Here is a 19812-nt window from a genome sequence, read left to right as displayed (position 1 = left end):
TTTACAATGCCAAAAATGAAAACACATAGAGGTGCAGCAAAGAGATTTAAAAAGACAGGAACAGGTAAGTTAAAAAGATCTAAAGCTTTTAGACGCCATATATTAACTAAGAAGAGCAGAAAGACTAAGAGAAATCTTAGAAAAACAGGATATGTTTCAACTACTCAAGAAAAAATAATGAAGAAATTACTACCATACTTATAGTAGGAAGTTATCTAGGAGGTAAATATAATGGCAAGAGTAAAAAGAGCGATGAATAGTCGTAAAAAACATAAAAAAGTATTAAAACTTGCAAAAGGATACTACGGTGGAAAAAGCAAGTTATTTAAAACAGCTAATGAATCAGTAATAAGAGCATTAAGAAATGCTTATGTTGGAAGAAAATTAAAGAAAAGAGATTTCAGAAAACTATGGATAGCTAGAATAAATGCAGCTGCTAGAATGAATGATCTTTCTTATTCAAAATTCATGAATGGAATGAAGCTTGCTGGAGTTGAAATAAACAGAAAAATGCTTTCTGAAATAGCAATCAACGATCCAAAAGCATTTGCTGAATTAGTAGAAGTTGCTAAGAAGCATATATAAGCTTAATTAAATATAAAAAATAAAAGCCAGAGGATGACTATGTCATGTCTCTGGATTTTGTTAGACTAAATTTTAATGTACATAATTATTTATTATTTTTTATAGAAGAAATAAAGATAATAAATAAAGGGATATATATAGTATAGAAATGTAGCCATGGCTACATTTTTATACTATATATATTTTAATAAGGAAATGGGGAAACTATATATAAATATATAATCGTGATAAATTTTTTTAAAAGTTTGAGGTGTTATCTATGCAGTTAAGATTAAGGGATATTCTAAGGCGTAAAAACTTTACTCCCGTTCAAATAATAGCTATGGGATTTGCAACTATAATATTTACAGGTGCCCTATTATTAAGCTTACCTATTGCTACTATAAAAGGTGTAGGAACTCCATTTATTGATTGTATTTTTACATCAACTTCTGCAGTTTGTGTTACAGGATTAGTTACTGTAGATACTGGTACTTATTGGAGCTATTTTGGAAAAACAGTAATACTTATTTTGATACAAATTGGTGGTCTTGGATTTATGTCTTTTGCTACACTTTTATCATTAATTATTGGTAAAAAAATAACTCTTAAAGAAAGATTAATTATAAGGGAATCATTAAATTCAACATCTCTTCAGGGAATAGTAAAATTAGCTAGATATATATTAGTATTTACTTTTTCAATAGAATTTATAGGAGCTTTACTGCTTTCCTTTGAATTTATACCTGAGTTTGGAATTATTAAAGGTATATATTATAGTATATTTCATGCAGTTTCTGCATTTTGTAATGCTGGATTTGATCTCATGGGGAATTATAGTAGTTTAACTGCCTATAGTGATAATGCTTTGATAATACTTACTATATCTTCTTTAATAGTAATTGGTGGGCTAGGTTTCTATGCATGGAATGATATATTTAATTATAAACGTACAAAAAGATTAACACTACAGACTAAACTGGTAATAGCCGTGAGTGTAGGATTAATTTTATTTGGATTTATAATGTTTCTTGTATTTGAACTTTCTAATCCAGATACTTTAAAGCCTATGGGAATTAAAGAAAAAGTGCTGTCAGCATTTTTTGCATCGGTTTCACCAAGAACAGCAGGATTTAATTCTATAGATTTGACAAAGATGACTATGGCATCTACATTTTTAACCATAATGTTGATGTTTATTGGTGGTTCACCAGGATCAACGGCTGGGGGAATAAAAACTTCTACAGCTGGTGTACTTTTTATGACAATACTATCAGTTATAAATGGAAGAGAAGATACAGAGTTATTTAAAAGAAAAATAAATAAAGAAACTGTATATAAGGCTTTAGCAGTAGTGGTAATAGCATTGGCGTTAGTGTTCACTACAACCATATTATTATCTATTACAGAAAGAGCATCGGGTGCTCCTTTTGAACATTATTTATATGAAGCTACTTCAGCCTTTGGAACTGTTGGGTTAACATTAGGATTAACTCAAGAGCTTACCACTATAGGCAAGGGTATAGTAGCTCTAACTATGTATGCAGGTAGAGTTGGGCCACTTACATTAGTTGTAGCAATTTCTATAAGAAAAAGTAAAAGAGGAAATTCTATTAAGTATCCAGAAGATAAAATCTTAGTTGGATAAAGGGGGATATATTAATGAGTAAAAAACAATTTATAGTTATTGGGTTAGGTAGATTTGGAACTTCAGTAGCAGAGACTTTATATGCACTTGGTAATGATGTATTAGCTGTAGATATAGATGAAGAAGCAGTTCAAAACATTGCAGAGAGAGTTACTCATGCTGTTCAAGTAGATGCTAATGATGAAGTTAGTCTAAGAGCCCTTGGAATTGGTAACTTTGATGTAGCTATAATTAGTATTGGTTCTGATATTCAAGCTAATATTCTATCTACTCTTTTAGTTAAAGAAATGAATGTTAAGCATATTATAACTAAGGCTAATAATGCTATGCATGCAAAAGTTTTATATAAAATAGGTGCTAATAGAGTTATATTCCCAGAGAGAGATATGGGAATTAGAGTTGCTCATAACCTTTGTTCTTCTAACATACTTGATTATATAGAGTTATCACCAGACTTTAGTATTGCAGAAATTGTTACCCCAAAGGAATGGGAAGGTCACTCTCTAAAAGAGTTAGATTTAAGAGTAAGATACAGTGTAAATGTGGTAGCTATTAAAAGAGATGATAATATAGAGGTATCTCCAGCTGCGGATGAGGTTATACAGGAAGGCGATATAATAGTAGCCATAGGAGGAACTTCTGAGCTAAACGGAATTGAAAGTTTAGTTAGATAAGGAGATTTATAAGTGCAGGTTATAAAAAGTAAGGATAATAACACATTAAAAGAAATTAAAAAATTAAAAGAGAAAAAATATAGAGTTGAAAGTAAAAAGTTCATTATAGAAGGATTTAGATTTCTAGAAGAAGGTTTTAAATCGGATTTTATTATAGATAAACTTTTTATAAAGGAAAGCTCAGTTGATAAATTTAAAGAAAAATTTTCTTTTTATATTGATGAATATGAAGAAAAAATATTTATTATAAATGACAGTCTATTTAAGAATATTTCAGGCACAGAAAATTCTCAAGGAGTTTTAGCTGTACTTCAAATGAAAGAGGAAAATTTCAATAAAGAAGAAGGACTGTATATTTTAGCTGATAAGGTACAAGATCCAGGCAACCTAGGAACTATAATAAGAACAGCTCATAGTGCTGGTTGTAGGGGAGTTATTTTAAGTAAAGATACAGTAGACTTATATAATGAAAAAACTTTAAGAGCTACTATGGGTTCCATATTTAATATTCCTATAATCCATGATGAAGATTTAAATTTTACAAAAAGATTAATTAGTGAGGGATATAATTTAGTATGCAGTTCCCTTGATACAGAAAAAAACTTTTATGAAGTTAATTTAGTAGATAATGCAATAATAGCTGTAGGTAATGAGGGTAATGGTATTAGTGATGAAGTTATGAATTTAGCTACCTGTAAGGTTAAAATTCCTATGCTAGGAAATACAGAATCCTTAAATGTTGCTATAGCTGCATCTATTATGATATATGAAGGTGTAAGACAAAAGTTAAATAAAAAGTATTAATACTTGAAATTTTTATATATTATATGTATAATGTTTCTATCAAGCTAGGATTTAAATATTTTTATGTAAAATAGTATCCAAACTAGTTTAGTAAAAATAAAATATTTATACAATGACGAAGAGAGTAGATATATATTTTTATATAAGGGAGGAAGAGCCAAAGACTGAAAGCTGTTCTTATAGGATTATATCGAAGTTCACTTCTGAGTACTAATTATGAAGTAATAGTAGTAATTAGCGGCTATGGTCGATAGATTTACTAAGAGGAGTTTTAATAAAACTCAATTAGGGTGGTACCGCGGATTTTCCGTCCCTTTTTAGGGACGGTTTTTTTATGTCTATAAAGCAAAAACTTAATTTCAGAAACTATTATTTATACATGAAATTAAGTAGAAATTTTATTAATTATGAAGTGAAAATTTTTTCCTAAAGAAAGTTTTAATCCATAATTTTAAATGAACTCATGAATTTTAGAAAGGAGCTTAGAATATGAAAGAACAATTAGAACAAATTAAAAAAATTGCCCTAGAACAACTAAGTCAAGTAACAGATAAAGCTGAACTTGAAAATATCAGAGTAAAGTATCTAGGGAAAAAAGGAGAGCTTACTGCAATCTTAAGAGGTATGGGAAAACTATCAGCAGAAGAAAGACCGGTGGTAGGTAAAATCGCTAATGAAGTAAGAGAAGAAATAGAAAGTGCTATTGATACAAAGGTAGTAGCTATTAGAAGTGCAGAAAAGACTGAAAAGTTAAATAGTGAAGTAATAGACATTTCTATGCCAGGAAAGAAACAAACTATGGGGAAAAAACATCCATTAAGTTTAACTCTTGATCAAGTAAATGATATATTTTTATCTATGGGTTTTTCTATAGAAGAAGGACCAGAAGTAGAATTTGATCATTACAATTTTGAAGCTTTAAATATACCTAAGGATCATCCAGCGAGAGGAGAACAAGATACTTTCTACATAAATGATAATATAGTATTAAGAACTCAGACATCTCCAATCCAGATAAGAACTATGGAAAATCAAAAGCCACCAATAAAGATGATTGCACCAGGAAAGGTATATCGTTCAGATGCTGTAGATGCAACTCACTCACCAATATTCTATCAAATTGAGGGATTAGTAGTGGCAGAAAATATTACCTTTGGAGATTTAAAGGGAACACTAGAAATGTTTATCCAAAAGATGTTTGGAGATGACATGAAGGTTAAATTTAGACCACACCACTTCCCATTTACAGAACCATCAGCAGAGATGGATGCAACTTGCTTTGTATGTGGAGGTAAGGGATGTAAAGTTTGTAAAGGTAGTGGATGGATAGAAATTGTAGGCTGTGGTATGGTGCATCCACAAGTACTTAGAAATTGCGGAATTGATCCAGAAAAATATAGCGGTTTTGCTTTCGGATTTGGATTAGATAGAATTGTAATGTTAAAATACGGCATTGAAGATATTAGATTATTATATGAAAGTGATATGAGATTTTTAAATCAGTTTTAATATATAAGGAGGAAGATTATGAAGTATCCAGTTAAATGGTTAAAAGACTATGTTGATATAAATGTTTCCCCTGTAGAACTTGCAGATGCATTAAATCTTTCAGGGTCTCATGTTGAAGAGGTTATACTTACAGGAGATGAAATTTCTAATGTAGTTACAGGAAAGATAACAAAAATAGAAAGACATCCAGATGCAGAAAAACTAGTTGTATGTGCAGTGGATATTAACAAAGAGGAAGAAATACAAATAGTAACTGCTGCTACAAATATGAAGGAGCAGGATATTATTCCAGTAGCACTACATGGAGCAACGCTACATGGAGGACTTAAGATTAAGAAAGGTAAATTAAGAGGAGTAGTGTCAAACGGTATGTTCTGCTCAGAAGAAGAGCTTGGAATTGCTGGAGATGAGCCAGTACATGGACTTATGATATTACCTAAAGATACATCTATTGGAGTAGATATCAAGTCTGTAATACCACTTGAAAGTGCTATTATTGACTTTGAAATTACTTCTAATAGAGCAGATTGCTTTAGTATAATTGGAATGGCAAGAGAAGCAGCAGCTACTTTAGGGTTAACTTATAAAATGCCAAATCTTAAATATAGTGAAGAAAGTAAAACTAATATAACTGATAGTTATAAAGTAGAAATTAAGAGTCCACTATGTAGAAGATATATGGCTAAAGGAATTAGCAATATAAAGATAGAACCATCACCACAGTGGATGCAAGAGAGATTATTAGAAGCTGATGTAAGACCTATTAATAATATTGTAGATATAACAAACTTTGTTATGTTAGAGTTAGGTCAACCATTACATGCCTTTGATGCTAGAGATATAGTATCTAATACTATAGTAGTTGATACTGGAAAAGATGGAGAAAAATTTGTTACTTTAGACGAAGAGGAAAGAACTATAGATAGTACTATGCTTTGTATAAAGGATGGGGATAAAACTATAGGACTTGCAGGAGTTATGGGAGGATTAAACTCAGAGGTTAAAGAAGATACTTCTATGATAATCCTAGAAAGTGCAAATTTTAATGGTCTTAATATAAGAAATACATCTAAAAAGTTAGGACTTAGAACAGAAGCTTCAACTAAATTTGAGAAGGATTTAGATCCAAACCTATGTAAGTTAGCTATAGATAGAGTATGTGCTCTAGTGGAAGAATTAGGTGCAGGTAAGGTTATGACTGGGGTTATAGATATATATAATGAAGTTAAAGAACCTCATACCTTAGAAGTAGATAGTAACTGGGTTAATAGATTCTTAGGTAGCAATATATCAAAAGAAGATATGAAAAGATATTTAGATGGATTAGATTTGAATACTGAAATTAAAAGTGATGTTTTAGTTGTTAATTGTCCAACATTTAGAAGTGATTTAAATATAAAAGAGGATATAGCAGAGGAAATTGCTAGAATTCATGGATATAATAATTTTGAATCTACCCTTCCTCATTGTGAGGCAATAAAGTCTGGAAAATCAGATAAGCATAAGCTAGAAGATAAAATAATAGAAGCTTTAGTAGCTAGTGGAATAAATCAATCTATAAGTTATTCCTTTGTAAGTAATAAAATTTTTGATAAACTTTTAATTCCACAAGATAGTGAACTTAGAAATGTAGTGGAAATTAGAAATCCTCTAGGAGAAGATTTCAAGGTTATGAGAACTACTACTCTTGCATCAATGATGGAATCTTTAGCTAGAAACTATGTAAAGAGTAATGAAAGTGCAATGCTTTTTGAAATAGGTAAAGTATATATAAAAAATACTGATGAAGAGAAGTTGCCAGAAGAAAGAAATACTCTAACCTTAGGAATGTATGGAGCGGGAGATTATTTAGAACTTAAAGGTGTGGTAGAAAATGTACTAGATGCCTTAGGAATAGATAATGGAATTTTTATTAGAGAAAGTGAGAACCCTAGCTTCCATCCAGGGAAAACTGCTGCATTAAAACTTAGAAATAAAATTTCAGGGGTTTTAGGTGAAATTCATCCAGATGTAAGTGAAAATTATGGTATAGATACAAGATGTTTTGTTGCTGAATTAAATTTAGATATGTTAATGGAATGTGCTAAGATAGACAAAAAACATAAAGCACTTCCTAAATTCCCAGCAGTAACAAGAGATATTGCAGTTTTAGTAGATGATAGAGTTCTAGTACAAGAGATAGAAGACACTATTAAAAAACAAGGTGGCGGCATCTTAGAAAGTGCTAAGCTATTCGATGTTTATAAAGGAAGTCAAATTCCAGAAGGTAAGAAGAGTATAGCCTATGCTATAACCTATAGACATGCAGATAAAACTTTAACTGATACTGAAGTAAATAAGGTTCATGATAAGATTTTAAGAAGCTTAGAGTATAAGCTAGGTGCAGAATTAAGATAATTATTAATTTAAATAAGTAGGTGTAAATTTACATCTACTTATTTTTGTGGAGTTTTCTATGAAGTGAATAGTTTACAATTTTAAATAGATTATAATTATAGTGAACACGGGGAAAAGCAAAAGCAATGCGTTTCAATATGGTAAAATATTACAATATAATTATATAATATGTACGATAATATACTATATTTATATTTAATTAAGTTTTATGAAACATATTGTTGACAAGTATTTGGAATATTTATTAAATACCTTATTTAATAAATAGCTAATATATGTTAAAATGATTATAAGTTTATGCAGATGTAAATTTATAATTAAGAGGGTGTTTATGTGAGCATTATAACAGTTAAGATAAATGGAATGGAATATAACCTTAGAGGAGAAGAAAATGATGAGTATCTACAAATGGTTGCTCAATATGTAGATAATAAAATAAATAGTCTAATGTTTAAGAATTCTAAAATAAGTCGTCCTGATGCTACTATTCTTGCAGCAATTAATTTAGGAGATGAGGTTTTTAAAAATAAAGAGGCCTGTGAAAGAGCAAATGAAAATTATAAAATGATTGCAAAGGAACAAAAAAATCTTATTTCCGAAGTGGAAGGACTAAAAAGAGATTTACAGGCTGCAAAAAAAGAAAATGAAGACTTAAGAAAAGTTAACACTTCGGATAAAGATGAAGAGATAGGAAAGCTAAAGGATGAGGTTACATATCTTAAAGAGCAATTAGAACTTATGGACCAAGTTGTTCAAGAGTTAAAAAAGGATAATAAAAAACAAATGACCTTTAACAAAAAGCTTCTATCTGAAAATAATAATTTAAGATATGACCAAATTGCTAGAGTAAGACAGCTAGAGAAACTTAGTCATGAGATTGAGGATAAAAATCTTCAGCTTATGAAAAATGGACAAGTTAATGTAAGAAAAAAGTAAAAGTTTAGGTGATAATATTATATTTATATATTATCGCCTTTTTTTATTTTAGGATAATTAGCTATATTTATGAATTAAATATAATTTTATTCTTTAATATTGTGATAATTAAAATTTTATAGGCATAGGTATTAGGTAAAACCATAATTCTTAGGGGGATTATACATGAAAGTTTTGCTGTGTGCTAGAAGTAATTATATAAATTTAAGTTCAGGAGATACTACTATAATATTTAAAATATACACTTTTTTAAAAGAGAAAGGGGTAAATGTAGATATATGTGGAGCCAATGAGGAGGCTAATTATGATGATTATGATATAGTACATCTTTTTGATATTAAAAATATATTTGATGCTTATAAACATTTTAAATTAGCTAGTAATAGTAAATGTAATATAGTAGTATCACCTATGTATTTTAATATGGAGAAGTTTTTCGAATATAGTGATAATATGGAACGAAAAAATCTATGGAATAATTGTAAAGTTTATAAGGAATTGATTTTAAAGAAAAGTAAAATCATATTTTGCAATAGTATATACGAAAAGTCTTTAATAACCAGGGATTTCACTACAAAGGGAGATATTAAAGTTGTTTATAATGGAGTAGATATAAATTATGATGAAGTTCCTTTATATAATTTTAAGGAGAGATATAATTTAGACAATTATATATTGTGCGTAGGAAGAATTTGTGAAGTGAAAAACCAATTAGAATTGAGTAAGATATGTAATGAAATAGGAGTAGATTTAGTACTAATTGGGACAGCATCAGAGGAGCGTTACTTAAAAGAATGTTTAGCTTATCCCACTACCCATTACTTAGGCTTTATGAATGACTATGATTTGTATAATGCATACACCTTTTCTAGTGCTCACGTATTGGCTAGTTTTTCAGAAGTTACAAGTTTATCATCCCTTAAGGCAGCAGCTTATGGATGTAATATAGTGGTTACAGAGGAAGGGGCTTCAAAGGAATATTTTAAAGATATGGCAATATATTGTGATCCTTATAATCATAATAGTATAAAATTAGCAGTAGAGAAAAGTAGGGTAAAAAGAAAAAATAATAAACTAAAAGAATATATAAGATATAATTATAACTTGAAGAATATGTTAGAAGGCATATATGAGGGATATTTAAAATTGATGAATTAAGATGTATAGGGGCTAACCAATAAAAAGGTATTAGCTCCTATTATTTTTTACAGTTTGTAACAAAGAGAATTGTGATATAATAATCCATGAGAAGTAAAAAATAAGTACTAATAAAATAAGTATGACTTTTTTAATATAGAATAAAGACATTTCTTATTGATAGGAGTTGAGAACATATGGATAAAATAGAATTATTAGCGCCAGGTGGAAGTAAAGAAAGTATCTATGCTGCTGTTCAAGGTGGTGCAGATGCTATATATATGGGCGGGAGTAAGTTTTCTGCTAGAGCCTATGCAAATAATTTTAATGAAGAAGAATTAATAGAAGTAGTGAATTATTGTCATTTATATAATGTTAAAGTATATATAGCCTTTAATACTGTGATAAAAGAAGACGAGTTAGATGAAGCTTTAGAATATGGAAAGTTTTTATATGAAATTGGTGTAGATGCTATTATAACTCAAGATATGGGATTATTTAAAATTATAAAAGAAGCTATACCAGATTTTGAAATTCATGCATCCACACAAATGACTATACATAATGGAGAAGGGGCTATATTTTTAAAGAATGAGGGCTTTCAAAGAATAGTTTTATCAAGGGAGTTAAGTCTAGATGAAATAAGATATATTTCAAAGGACTTAGATATAGAAACAGAAATATTTGTCCATGGAGCATTATGTATAAGTTATTCTGGACAATGTCTTATGAGTAGTATCATAGGAGGAAGAAGCGGAAATAGAGGAAGATGTGCACAGCCCTGTAGATTACCTTATACTATAATAAAAAAATCTAGTGGAGAAAATAGAGAAGGGTATCTATTAAGTCCAAAGGATACTTGTACTATAGATGAAATTAAAAGTTTAATTGAAAGTGGGACTTCATCATTAAAGATAGAAGGTAGAATGAAAAAGCCTGAATATGTAAGTGGTGTTGTAACTACCTATAGAGAAGCTATAGATAGTGTGTATCACAACAAATGTTTTGAGATAGCACCTAAAAAGGCCATACTAAATCAATTATTTAATAGAGAAGGGTTTTCCAAGGCATATCTTAGAGGAAACATTGGAAGAGATATGATGGCATATAATTGTCCCAAAAACACAGGAGTATTTTTAGGCACCGTTGATAAAGATTTAACCATACAGCTTCAAAAGGATATAAAAGCCCAGGATGGAGTTAGAACGGATAATAGTGGATTTACAATCACAAATATTTTAAAGGGGAAAGAAAAGGTTAAAGAAGCCTTTAAAGGCGAAAAAGTGAAGCTTATGCCTACTAAATATAAGGTGGGAGATAAAGTATATGTAACTTCAGATAATGAACTTTTAACTAAACTTCAAAAAAATTATGAAGATATTTATGGTGTAAAGTTACCCTTGACTATAAAGGTTAGATTCGCTCCAGGAGAAAGATTTTATTTATCTACGGTTTATCAGGAAAAAGAATTTGAAGTCTATGGAGAAAATGTAGAGGTTGCAGCTAATAAGCCTATGGATAAGGAAGCCATAATTAAAAATCTCAATAAGTTAGGGGATACTCCTTTTAAACTAGAAAACATTGAATTTGAAACCTTTGAAGAAGGATTTTTAAGGGTATCATCTATAAATAGTGTAAGACGTGAGCTTATTGAAGATATAATGAAGTATATTAAAATTCGTGATAAACGGCATGTGGAAGAAAAGGCTTATAAAGAATTTAATAGGAATTCTAAAGAAGCTAAAGATATATTTAATGATAAGTATCTAATATGCGTTAAAACTCTAGAACAATTAAAAAGTGTATTAAGTTTTATAGGTGAAAATCCAGATATAGCTCCAGCTATAGGAGTAGATTTATTTAAAAAGGGTGAAGGGTTAAATTTAGAAGAAGTAGATTATGAAAATTTATATATGATTGTTCCTAATATAATAAAAAGTGAATTTAATTTAGTTACTGAAGCTATAGAAAAGAATATTTCTAAAATTAAGGGGTTAATTACAGCTAATTTAGGTATAATAAATGTGTTTAAAAATAGGCTTAACATAATTGGAGATTATAAGTTAAATATTTTAAATAGTGAAAGCTATGATTTTTATAATAGGTATACAGATATATCAGCTTTAAGTGTAGAACTTAACAATAAAGAAATGTTCTCTCTAGCTAAAAATATTAAAACTCCAGTGCAAGTAGTAGTTTATGGTAAGTATGAACTTATGGTAAGTGAATACTGTGTAATTGGTAGTACCTTTGGAGATAAGAGCTCTACTTCAAACTGTAATTTCAGATGTGATAAGGATAAGTTTGTATTAAGAGATAGGATGAATGAAGAGTTTCTAGTTACTACAGATAAATATTGTAGAAGCCATATATATAATACATTACCTGTAAACATAGTTCCATTTATTAAGGAATTAAGGAAAAATAATATTAACAATTATAGAGTTGACTTTATAGATGAAGATTATAATCAGGTTTTAAAGGTGATGAAATATATATTTAAAGATGAAGATGTAGATTTAGGGAAAACTACAAAAGGACATTATAAGAGGGGAATTGAATAGAAAGTAGGGGATAAGAAATGAATGAAAAGACCTTTAAAGTACTTGAATATTATAAAATCAAGGAAATATTAAAAAAATATACAGTTACAAAAGCTGGAAAAGATTTAATTGATAATCTGAAACCATATAACAATCTCTATGAAATCAAAGAACACTTAGAGGAGACCAAGGAAGCATTAATTTTATTAACTACAAAAAGTGCACCACCCTTTGAAGGAATATATGATGTTAGGGAAGCACTTTTAAGAGCTAAGAAAAATTCTACACTTATGCCAGTAGAATTACTTAGAATTGGTAATATGCTTAAAAGTTCTAGAAACTTTAAGGAATATGTACAAAGCAAAGATGAGGAAACAACTTATAGAGTTTTAGAAGATATAATAGCAGGTATAGTTCCCTTTAAGAATATTGAAGATGAAATCTTTAGAGCTATTATTGGAGAGGATGAAATTGCAGATAGAGCTAGTGAAACTTTATTTATAATTAGAAAGAAACTAAAAGATAAAAGTTCTTCCATTAAAGACAGAGTTAACAGCATGGTTAGAACCTACTCTAAATATCTTCAAGAAAGTCTTTATACCGTAAGAGGAGATAGATATGTACTTCCTGTAAGATCTGAGTACAAAGAACAGGTTAAGGGACTTATACATGACCAGAGTGGTACAGGTGCTACATTATTTATAGAGCCTATGGGACTAGTAGATCTTAATAATGAAATAAGAGAACTTAGAAATAAAGAAAAGGCAGAAATAAATAGAATTCTTAAGGAACTTACCTTAAAGATTGCAGGTAACATTGATGTTATAGAGAATAATGGAAGTATTATATGGGAATTAGATTTTATATTTGCAAAAGCTAAATATGCCAATGAATTAAATTGTGTATGTCCAGAGGTAAATGATAAAGGAATTATAGATTTAATAGAGGCTAGACATCCTTTAATAGACCAAAAGGTAGTAGTACCAAGTACTATTTATCTTGGTAGAGAGTTTACTTCTTTAGTTATTACAGGTCCTAATACAGGAGGTAAAACTGTAACACTAAAAACTGTAGGTTTAATAGAGCTTATGGCTATGAGTGGAATGATGATTCCTGCAAGAGCAGGTTCAGCTGTTAGTGTATTCTCAAATATATTTGCTGATATTGGTGATGAACAAAGTATAGAACAAAGTTTATCTACTTTCTCATCTCATATGACTAATATAGTAAATATTATTAATGAAGCAGATGAAAATACTTTAGCACTTTTTGATGAGCTTGGTTCAGGAACCGATCCAACGGAGGGTGCAGCTCTTGCTATGAGTATTTTGGATAACTTAAGGGATAGAAATACAAAAATAGTAGCAACTACCCACTATAGTGAACTTAAGGGTTATGCTTTAAAAACTGTTGGAGTAGAAAATGGCTCTGTAGAATTCGATGTTGAAACTTTAAGACCAACTTATAATTTGCTTATAGGTGTGCCAGGTAAATCTAATGCCTTTGAAATATCAAGAAGGCTTGGTCTTCCAGAGTATATTATAAAGAGTGCTAAAGAAAATATTTCCACAGAGAGCTTAAAGTTTGAAGAGTTAATACAAAATCTTCAGCAAAAGAGCATTAAAGCAGAAAATGATGCTAGGAAGGCAGAAGGTTTAAAAGCAGAAGCAGAAAAACTAAAAAATAAATATGAAGAAAAGTTATATAAGTTCGAAAATGTTAGAGAAAAAGCTATCTATGAAGCACAACGAGAAGCTAAAGAGCTTATAAAAGCTGCTAAGGAAGAAGCTGATTCCATTGTTAAAAATATAAGAGAACTTGAAAGGTTAGGCTATTCTTCAGAAGCTAGAACTAAAATAGAGAATGAAAGAAAGAAGATAAAGGATTCTCTTTATAATATGGAAGAAAAATTAAGTAAAAAAGACGAGCCTAAAGGAGAAGGATTAACCTCTGTAACTCAAGGACAGGAGGTATATCTTCCATCTTTAAATCAAAATGTTATAGTAGTATCTGAGGTGGATAATAAGGGAGAGGTTCAAGTTCAAGCTGGAATAATGAAAGTTTCTGTAAAGCTTAAGGATTTAAGGAAGGGAAAAGTATCTAGTGAAGATAAGAAAAAAGCTAAGGTTCAAAGAAGAGAAGCTAAGCTTAATCTAAAAGCAGTATCATCTTCAGTAGACTTAAGAGGAATGGATTCCGAGGAGGCTATTTACACCACAGATAAGTATTTAGATGAAGCATATCTTGGTGGTCTCGGCGAAGTTACAGTAATTCATGGTAAAGGAACAGGAGTACTTAAGAGTTCTATCACTGATTTATTAAAACATCATCCCCATGTAAAAAGCTATAGACTTGGTAATTATGGAGAAGGTGGAACAGGAGTTACTGTGGTTGAGTTAAAGTGATACTAGAGTATAGGGGTTGACGAAATGATTTTAGTAAGTGGATGTCTTTGCGGTATTAACTGCAAATATGACGGTAACAATAATTTAAATGAAAAAGTTCTTGAACTTTTAAGACAAGGAAAGGCTATACCAGTATGTCCAGAGCAACTTGGAGGACAGGCGACTCCTAGAGAGGCTCATGAGATTGTAAATGGTGATGGGGCTATGGTTTTAGATGGAAAATGTAAGGTTTTAGGAAGAGATGTAAGTGATGATGTAACTGCTGAATTTATTAAAGGCGCAGAGGAAACATTAAATATAGCTAGAGAGTTAAAAATTGATACAGCTATTTTAAAGGCAAGGAGTCCATCTTGTGGCAAAGGAATTATATATGATGGTACTTTTTCAGGTGGTAAAAAAACGGGTAATGGAGTGGCTGCGGAGCTTTTAATTAGAAATAATATAAAGATTTATACTGAAGATGAATTAGATAAATTCTTTGAGGAAAATAATATTTAATTTTATAGTTAGGTGGGGATTTTATGAATTATAGTGATGTTAGAAAAGAAGCTAGAGTTAATTTAAATAATAGCTGTAAAGTATGTAATGTATGCAATGGAATTGTTTGTGCAGGAGAAGTCCCAGGTATGGGTGGAAAAGGTACTGGAAATGCATTTACAGAAAACATTAGAGCTCTTGAAAGATATAAGCTTAATATGCGCGTAATTCACGATGCTAAGGATCCAGATACAGCTATTGAGATTTTTGGTAAGAAGTTAGATATACCAGTTTTTGCAGCTCCAGTTTCAGGAACTACTCTTAACATGGGCGGAAAGTATTCTGAAGAAGAGTATATTTCTTGGGTTATTGGAGGTACGTTAGATGCAGGTGTTTACCCAATGGTAGGAGATACAGCAGTAGATACATTTTTAACAACTAATTTAAAAGTTTTAAAGGAGTTTAATGGTGAAGGTATTGTATTTATAAAACCATGGGAAAATAAAAACATAATTGAAAAGATAAAATTAGCTGAAGAGTCAGGAGCATTTGCCCTAGGAGTGGATATAGATGCTTGTGGACTTATAACTTTAGCTCTTCATGGGAAGCCAGTAATGCCTAAAGGAGTAAAGGAGATAAAGGAATTAGTTAATAGTACTAAACTTCCATTTATACTAAAGGGAATTATGACAGTAGATGAAGCATTACTTGCAGTAGAAGCAGGTGTAGATGCTATAGTTGTTTCTAACCATGGAGGTAGAGTTTTAGATGAAACTCCAGGTGTAGCAGATGTTCTTGAAGATATAGCAAAAGCAGTAAAGGGTAAAGTTAAGATTTTAGCTGATGGAGGAGTAAGAACAGGAGTAGATGTACTTAAATTCTTAGCCCTTGGTGCAGATGCTGTATTAATAGGAAGGCCTTTTGTAACTGCATCCTTTGGTGGTAAAAGAGATGGTGTAAAAACTTATGTTCATGGATTAAAGGGAGAGTTAAAATCTGCTATGGTACTTACAGGATGTAAAGATGTAGATAGTATAGATAAGAGAATTATTTTCCAAAGAAAATAATCGAATAAGTAAAGTTTTTTATGTAATAAATATTTTTAATAGATATCTTAAACTGTATAATTTAAGATATCTATTTTTATTAATTTTAAATAAAAAATATACTATTACACTTTAGCAGTTAAAATTGACTCAGAAAGGATTACACATTATACTTAAAAGTAAGAAAATATAAAATATTATAAAAAAAGTGTTGAATATCTACTACTTATTTCAATTTTTTCAGTAAACCTATACATAAGGAGTGAAAATATGGTTAAAAGTTTAGAAGAATTGTTAGAATTAGCAAAGAAAAAAGAAAAGAAAACTATGGCAGTAGCAGTAGCACAAGACAATGTTGTTCTAGAGGCAGTGATAAAGGCAGTGGACATGGGTATCATAAATGCTATATTAGTTGGAAATGAAGATGAAATTAAAACTATAGCAAAAGATTCTAATATAGACTTATCTAGAGTAAGAATAATTAATGAGTGTGACATAACTAAGGCTGCAGCAAAGGCTGTGGAATTGGTTACAAAGGGTGAGGCTAATTATGTAATGAAAGGATTACTTGGAACTTCAGATTTATTAAAAGCTGTACTTAATAAGGAAGCAAATCTAAGAACAAATAATCTACTATCTCATGTAATGGTATATGATGTAAAGTCTTATGATAAGCTATTACTTCTTACCGATGGAGGAATGGTACCATATCCAGAATTAAAAGACAAAATAGGAATATTAAAGAATGCAGTAACAGTGGCAAAAGCACTAGAGATAGATATGCCAAAGGTAGCACCAATTTGTGCTGTAGAAGTGATTAACCCATCAATGCAGGCAACTTTAGATGCAGCAGCTCTTTCAGCAATGAATAAGAGAGGACAAATTAAAGGTTGCATAATAGATGGTCCACTGGGACTTGATAACGCTATATCTAAGGAAGCAGCTCACCATAAAGGAATTGTAAGTGATGTAGCAGGAGAAGTGGATATACTTCTTGTACCTAATATTGAAGCTGGAAACTTCCTAGGAAAGTCTATGACTTATTTTGCTGGTGCTGAAAGTGCCGGAGTAATTGTAGGTGCAAAATGCCCTGTAGTATTGGTATCCAGAGCAGATAGTGCAAAATCAAAGCTTTATTCAATAGCATTAGGTAGTATTTTAGGGTAAACAATTATTGGGGAATAATTGAAGTAGGATAGTTAATTAATTATTAAAAGATAAATTGTAATGGGGGAATGTGAATATGAAAAAGGTTATAATGACTGGTAATGAAGCCATCGCTAGAGGTGCCTATGAAGCTGGATGTCATGTAGCATCAGCTTATCCAGGAACACCTAGTACAGAAATATTAGAGAACTTTGCATTATATGAAGGTGTATATGCAGAATGGGCACCAAATGAAAAGGTTGGTTTTGAAGTAGCATCAGGTGCATCTATTGGAGGAGCAAGAGTGCTTACTACAATGAAGCATGTAGGACTTAATGTGGCTGCTGACCCATTATTTACTATGGCATATGAAGGCGTTAACGGAGGTTTTGTAGTTGTAACTGCTGATGATCCAGGAATGCACTCTTCTCAAAATGAGCAAGATAACAGATTTTATGCTCCTCATGCTAAGGTTGCAATGATTGAGCCATCAAACTCACAAGAATGCATTGATTATATGAAGGAAGCATATGAAATAAGTGAAAAATTTGATACATTAGTTTTATTTAGAGTTACAACTAGAATTTCACACTCTAAAACAGTAGTAGAGGTTGGAGATAAAAAAGCTATAGAAGTGAAGCCATATGAAAAAAATATTAAAAAATATATAATGACTCCAGGTCATTCAAAAATTAAACACTATGAAGTAGAAGAGAGATTAGAGAAGCTAAGACAATATTCTAATACTACAAAGCTTAATAGAATGGAAATGGGCAATGCAAAGATAGGTATAATTACTAGTGGTATTTCTTATGAATATTGTAGAGAAGTTTTTGGAGATAATGCATCATACCTAAAGATAGGTTTCTCTTATCCATTACCAGATGAAATGATTAAAGAGTTTGCATCTAAGGTAGAAAAATTATATGTAGTAGAAGAGAATGATCCATACTTAGAAAATTCAGTTAAAGCTTTAGGAATTAGCTGCATAGGTAAGGAAGTTATTCCTATATGTGAAGAACTAAATCCAGACATTATTAGAAGAGGTATTTTAGGAGAAGAAAATAAAATAACTTATACAGCAGATACTAATCCACCTTCTAGACCACCAGTACTATGTCCAGGATGTCCTCACAGAGGAATATTCTATGCAGTATCAAAATATAAGGATGTAATAGCTTCTGGAGATATTGGATGCTATACCCTTGGTATGAATGCACCACTTAGTGTAACTGACACTGTAATTTGCATGGGTGCTTCTATATCAGCTGGTGTAGGAATGGAAAGAGCTAGTATAGTAGCTAATAGAGAAGATAAAAAGGTATTTGCATTTATTGGAGATTCAACTTTCTTCCATTCAGGAGTAACTGGATTAATTGAAAGTGTTTATAACAATACACCAATAGTAAGTGTAATTCTTGATAATAGAATCACAGGAATGACAGGGCACCAAGAAAATCCAGGAACAGGTAGAACCCTTCAAAATAGAGAAGCTCCAATGGTAGATATTGAAGCTTTAGTCCTTGCATGTGGTATTAAAAAGGAAAATATAAAGGTAGTAGATCCATATAAAATAGAAGAAACTTCAAAGGCTGTAAAAGAAGCTCATGATAGCACAGAACCTTTTGTAATTATTACAAAACAACCTTGTGCTTTGATAAAAGACGTATTAAAGAAAAGAGCTAACTTAAAGTGTAAAGTTGATGTAGAAAAATGTAAGAAGTGTAAAATGTGCTTAAAAACAGGATGTCCAGCATTGAAATTCCAAAATGGTGTAGTGGAAATAGATGAAAGCATGTGTAATGGTTGTGAAATATGTAAGCAAGTTTGTCCATTTGATGCTATAGAAAAGGTTGGTGAATAATATGAAGGAAGTAAAAAGTATATTATTTATAGGTGTAGGAGGACAAGGAACTATCCTAGCTTCAAAAATATTATCTGAAGGCTTGTTAAGAAATGGCTATGACGTTAAAATGTCTGAGGTTCATGGAATGGCTCAAAGAGGAGGAAGTGTTACTACTCAAGTTAGATTTGGAGAAAAAGTATATTCTCCTTTAATAGAAAAAGGAAAAGCTGATGCCATAGTTGCTTTTGAAAAAAGTGAAGCACTAAGAGCACTACCTTATTTAAAAGAAGGTGGACATTTAATAGTAAATGATTATGAAATTCATCCTGTACCAGTACTAATAGGACTAGAAAAATATCCAGAGGGTGTAAATGAAGCACTAAGATCTACAGCGGAAAATACAGTTATAATTAAAGCTGCAGAAATTGCAAAGGATCTAGGTAATATGAAAGCACAAAATGTTGTATTACTAGGAGCGCTACTTAAAGCCCTAGATATAAAGGATGTAAATTGGGAAGAGGTTGTAGCTTCATTAGTGCCAGCAAAGGCTGTAGAGTTAAATAAGAAAGCTTTAGTTGCGGGAATGGAAGTATAGAGGAAAATCTGAAGAGTTAATTTCATGGTTGAAGCTTGTTCATTATAAGGTTTAGAATAAGTTTCTATAAAATATTAGCTTTACT

At 30.7% G+C, this 19812-nt stretch carries 16 protein-coding genes and 1 other annotated feature; all 16 genes read left to right on the top strand.

Features of this window, described 5'->3' with window-relative positions; all coding sequences use genetic code 11:
• Window positions 1–6 precede the first annotated feature (6 nt).
• The 16 genes from rpmI (at window position 7) to B3J31_RS00935 (ending at window position 19727) form a co-directional block, all read left to right on the top strand.
• Window positions 7–204 carry a 50S ribosomal protein L35 gene (rpmI, locus tag B3J31_RS01010; RefSeq protein ID WP_035135823.1) on the top strand — a complete coding sequence of 66 codons (198 nt, stop codon included), beginning with the start codon at window positions 7–9 and terminating at the stop codon, window positions 202–204.
• Window positions 205–231: 27 nt separating this feature from the next.
• Entirely contained in the window at window positions 232–585 is a 354-nt protein-coding gene (rplT, locus tag B3J31_RS01005; RefSeq protein ID WP_150846014.1) for a 50S ribosomal protein L20, read from the top strand.
• Between the two features lie 259 nt (window positions 586–844).
• Window positions 845–2212, top strand: a complete 1368-nt coding sequence (locus B3J31_RS01000) for a TrkH family potassium uptake protein (protein ID WP_346866736.1) — start codon at window positions 845–847, stop codon at window positions 2210–2212.
• 14 nt (window positions 2213–2226) lie between these two features.
• Window positions 2227–2886: a TrkA family potassium uptake protein gene (locus tag B3J31_RS00995; protein ID WP_346866735.1), complete on the top strand. Its 660-nt coding sequence runs from the start codon at window positions 2227–2229 to the stop codon at window positions 2884–2886.
• Window positions 2887–2898: 12 nt separating this feature from the next.
• Entirely contained in the window at window positions 2899–3690 is a 792-nt protein-coding gene (locus B3J31_RS00990) for a TrmH family RNA methyltransferase (RefSeq protein WP_150846011.1), read from the top strand.
• A 103-nt stretch (window positions 3691–3793) separates the two neighbouring features.
• Window positions 3794–4008, top strand: a binding site (T-box leader).
• A gap of 171 nt (window positions 4009–4179) precedes the next feature.
• Complete coding sequence (pheS, locus tag B3J31_RS00985) at window positions 4180–5199, top strand: phenylalanine--tRNA ligase subunit alpha (RefSeq protein WP_035134359.1); 1020 nt, start codon at window positions 4180–4182, stop codon at window positions 5197–5199.
• 18 nt (window positions 5200–5217) lie between these two features.
• A complete protein-coding gene (gene pheT, locus B3J31_RS00980) occupies window positions 5218–7596 on the top strand; it encodes a phenylalanine--tRNA ligase subunit beta (RefSeq protein ID WP_346866734.1) in 2379 nt (792 codons plus the stop codon).
• A gap of 333 nt (window positions 7597–7929) precedes the next feature.
• Window positions 7930–8532 carry a cell division protein ZapA gene (locus B3J31_RS00975; RefSeq protein ID WP_346866733.1) on the top strand — a complete coding sequence of 201 codons (603 nt, stop codon included), beginning with the start codon at window positions 7930–7932 and terminating at the stop codon, window positions 8530–8532.
• A 165-nt stretch (window positions 8533–8697) separates the two neighbouring features.
• On the top strand, window positions 8698–9690 hold the full coding sequence (locus tag B3J31_RS00970; protein WP_346866732.1) for a glycosyltransferase: 993 nt from the start codon (window positions 8698–8700) through the stop codon (window positions 9688–9690).
• 176 nt (window positions 9691–9866) lie between these two features.
• On the top strand, window positions 9867–12233 hold the full coding sequence (locus tag B3J31_RS00965; protein WP_346866731.1) for a U32 family peptidase: 2367 nt from the start codon (window positions 9867–9869) through the stop codon (window positions 12231–12233).
• A 17-nt stretch (window positions 12234–12250) separates the two neighbouring features.
• The gene (locus tag B3J31_RS00960; protein ID WP_346866730.1) at window positions 12251–14617 is read left to right on the top strand and encodes an endonuclease MutS2; all 2367 of its coding nucleotides are present in this window, start codon (window positions 12251–12253) and stop codon (window positions 14615–14617) included.
• 24 nt (window positions 14618–14641) lie between these two features.
• Window positions 14642–15115: a 2-thiouracil desulfurase family protein gene (locus tag B3J31_RS00955; protein ID WP_150844499.1), complete on the top strand. Its 474-nt coding sequence runs from the start codon at window positions 14642–14644 to the stop codon at window positions 15113–15115.
• Between the two features lie 23 nt (window positions 15116–15138).
• On the top strand, window positions 15139–16161 hold the full coding sequence (locus B3J31_RS00950) for an alpha-hydroxy-acid oxidizing protein (protein ID WP_346866729.1): 1023 nt from the start codon (window positions 15139–15141) through the stop codon (window positions 16159–16161).
• A 249-nt stretch (window positions 16162–16410) separates the two neighbouring features.
• Complete coding sequence (locus tag B3J31_RS00945) at window positions 16411–17307, top strand: phosphate butyryltransferase (RefSeq protein ID WP_150844497.1); 897 nt, start codon at window positions 16411–16413, stop codon at window positions 17305–17307.
• A gap of 76 nt (window positions 17308–17383) precedes the next feature.
• The gene (gene iorA / locus B3J31_RS00940) at window positions 17384–19150 is read left to right on the top strand and encodes an indolepyruvate ferredoxin oxidoreductase subunit alpha (RefSeq protein WP_150844496.1); all 1767 of its coding nucleotides are present in this window, start codon (window positions 17384–17386) and stop codon (window positions 19148–19150) included.
• Window position 19151: 1 nt separating this feature from the next.
• Window positions 19152–19727, top strand: a complete 576-nt coding sequence (locus B3J31_RS00935) for an indolepyruvate oxidoreductase subunit beta (protein ID WP_150844495.1) — start codon at window positions 19152–19154, stop codon at window positions 19725–19727.
• Window positions 19728–19812: the final 85 nt, after the last annotated feature.

It is taken from the genome of Clostridium sp. UBA5988 (assembly GCF_002435615.1).
Lineage (GTDB): Bacteria > Bacillota > Clostridia > Clostridiales > Clostridiaceae > Clostridium_J > Clostridium_J sulfidigenes.
The sequence above is the reverse complement of the archived record's forward strand: the minus strand, read 5'-3'. Positions and strand labels throughout refer to the sequence as shown.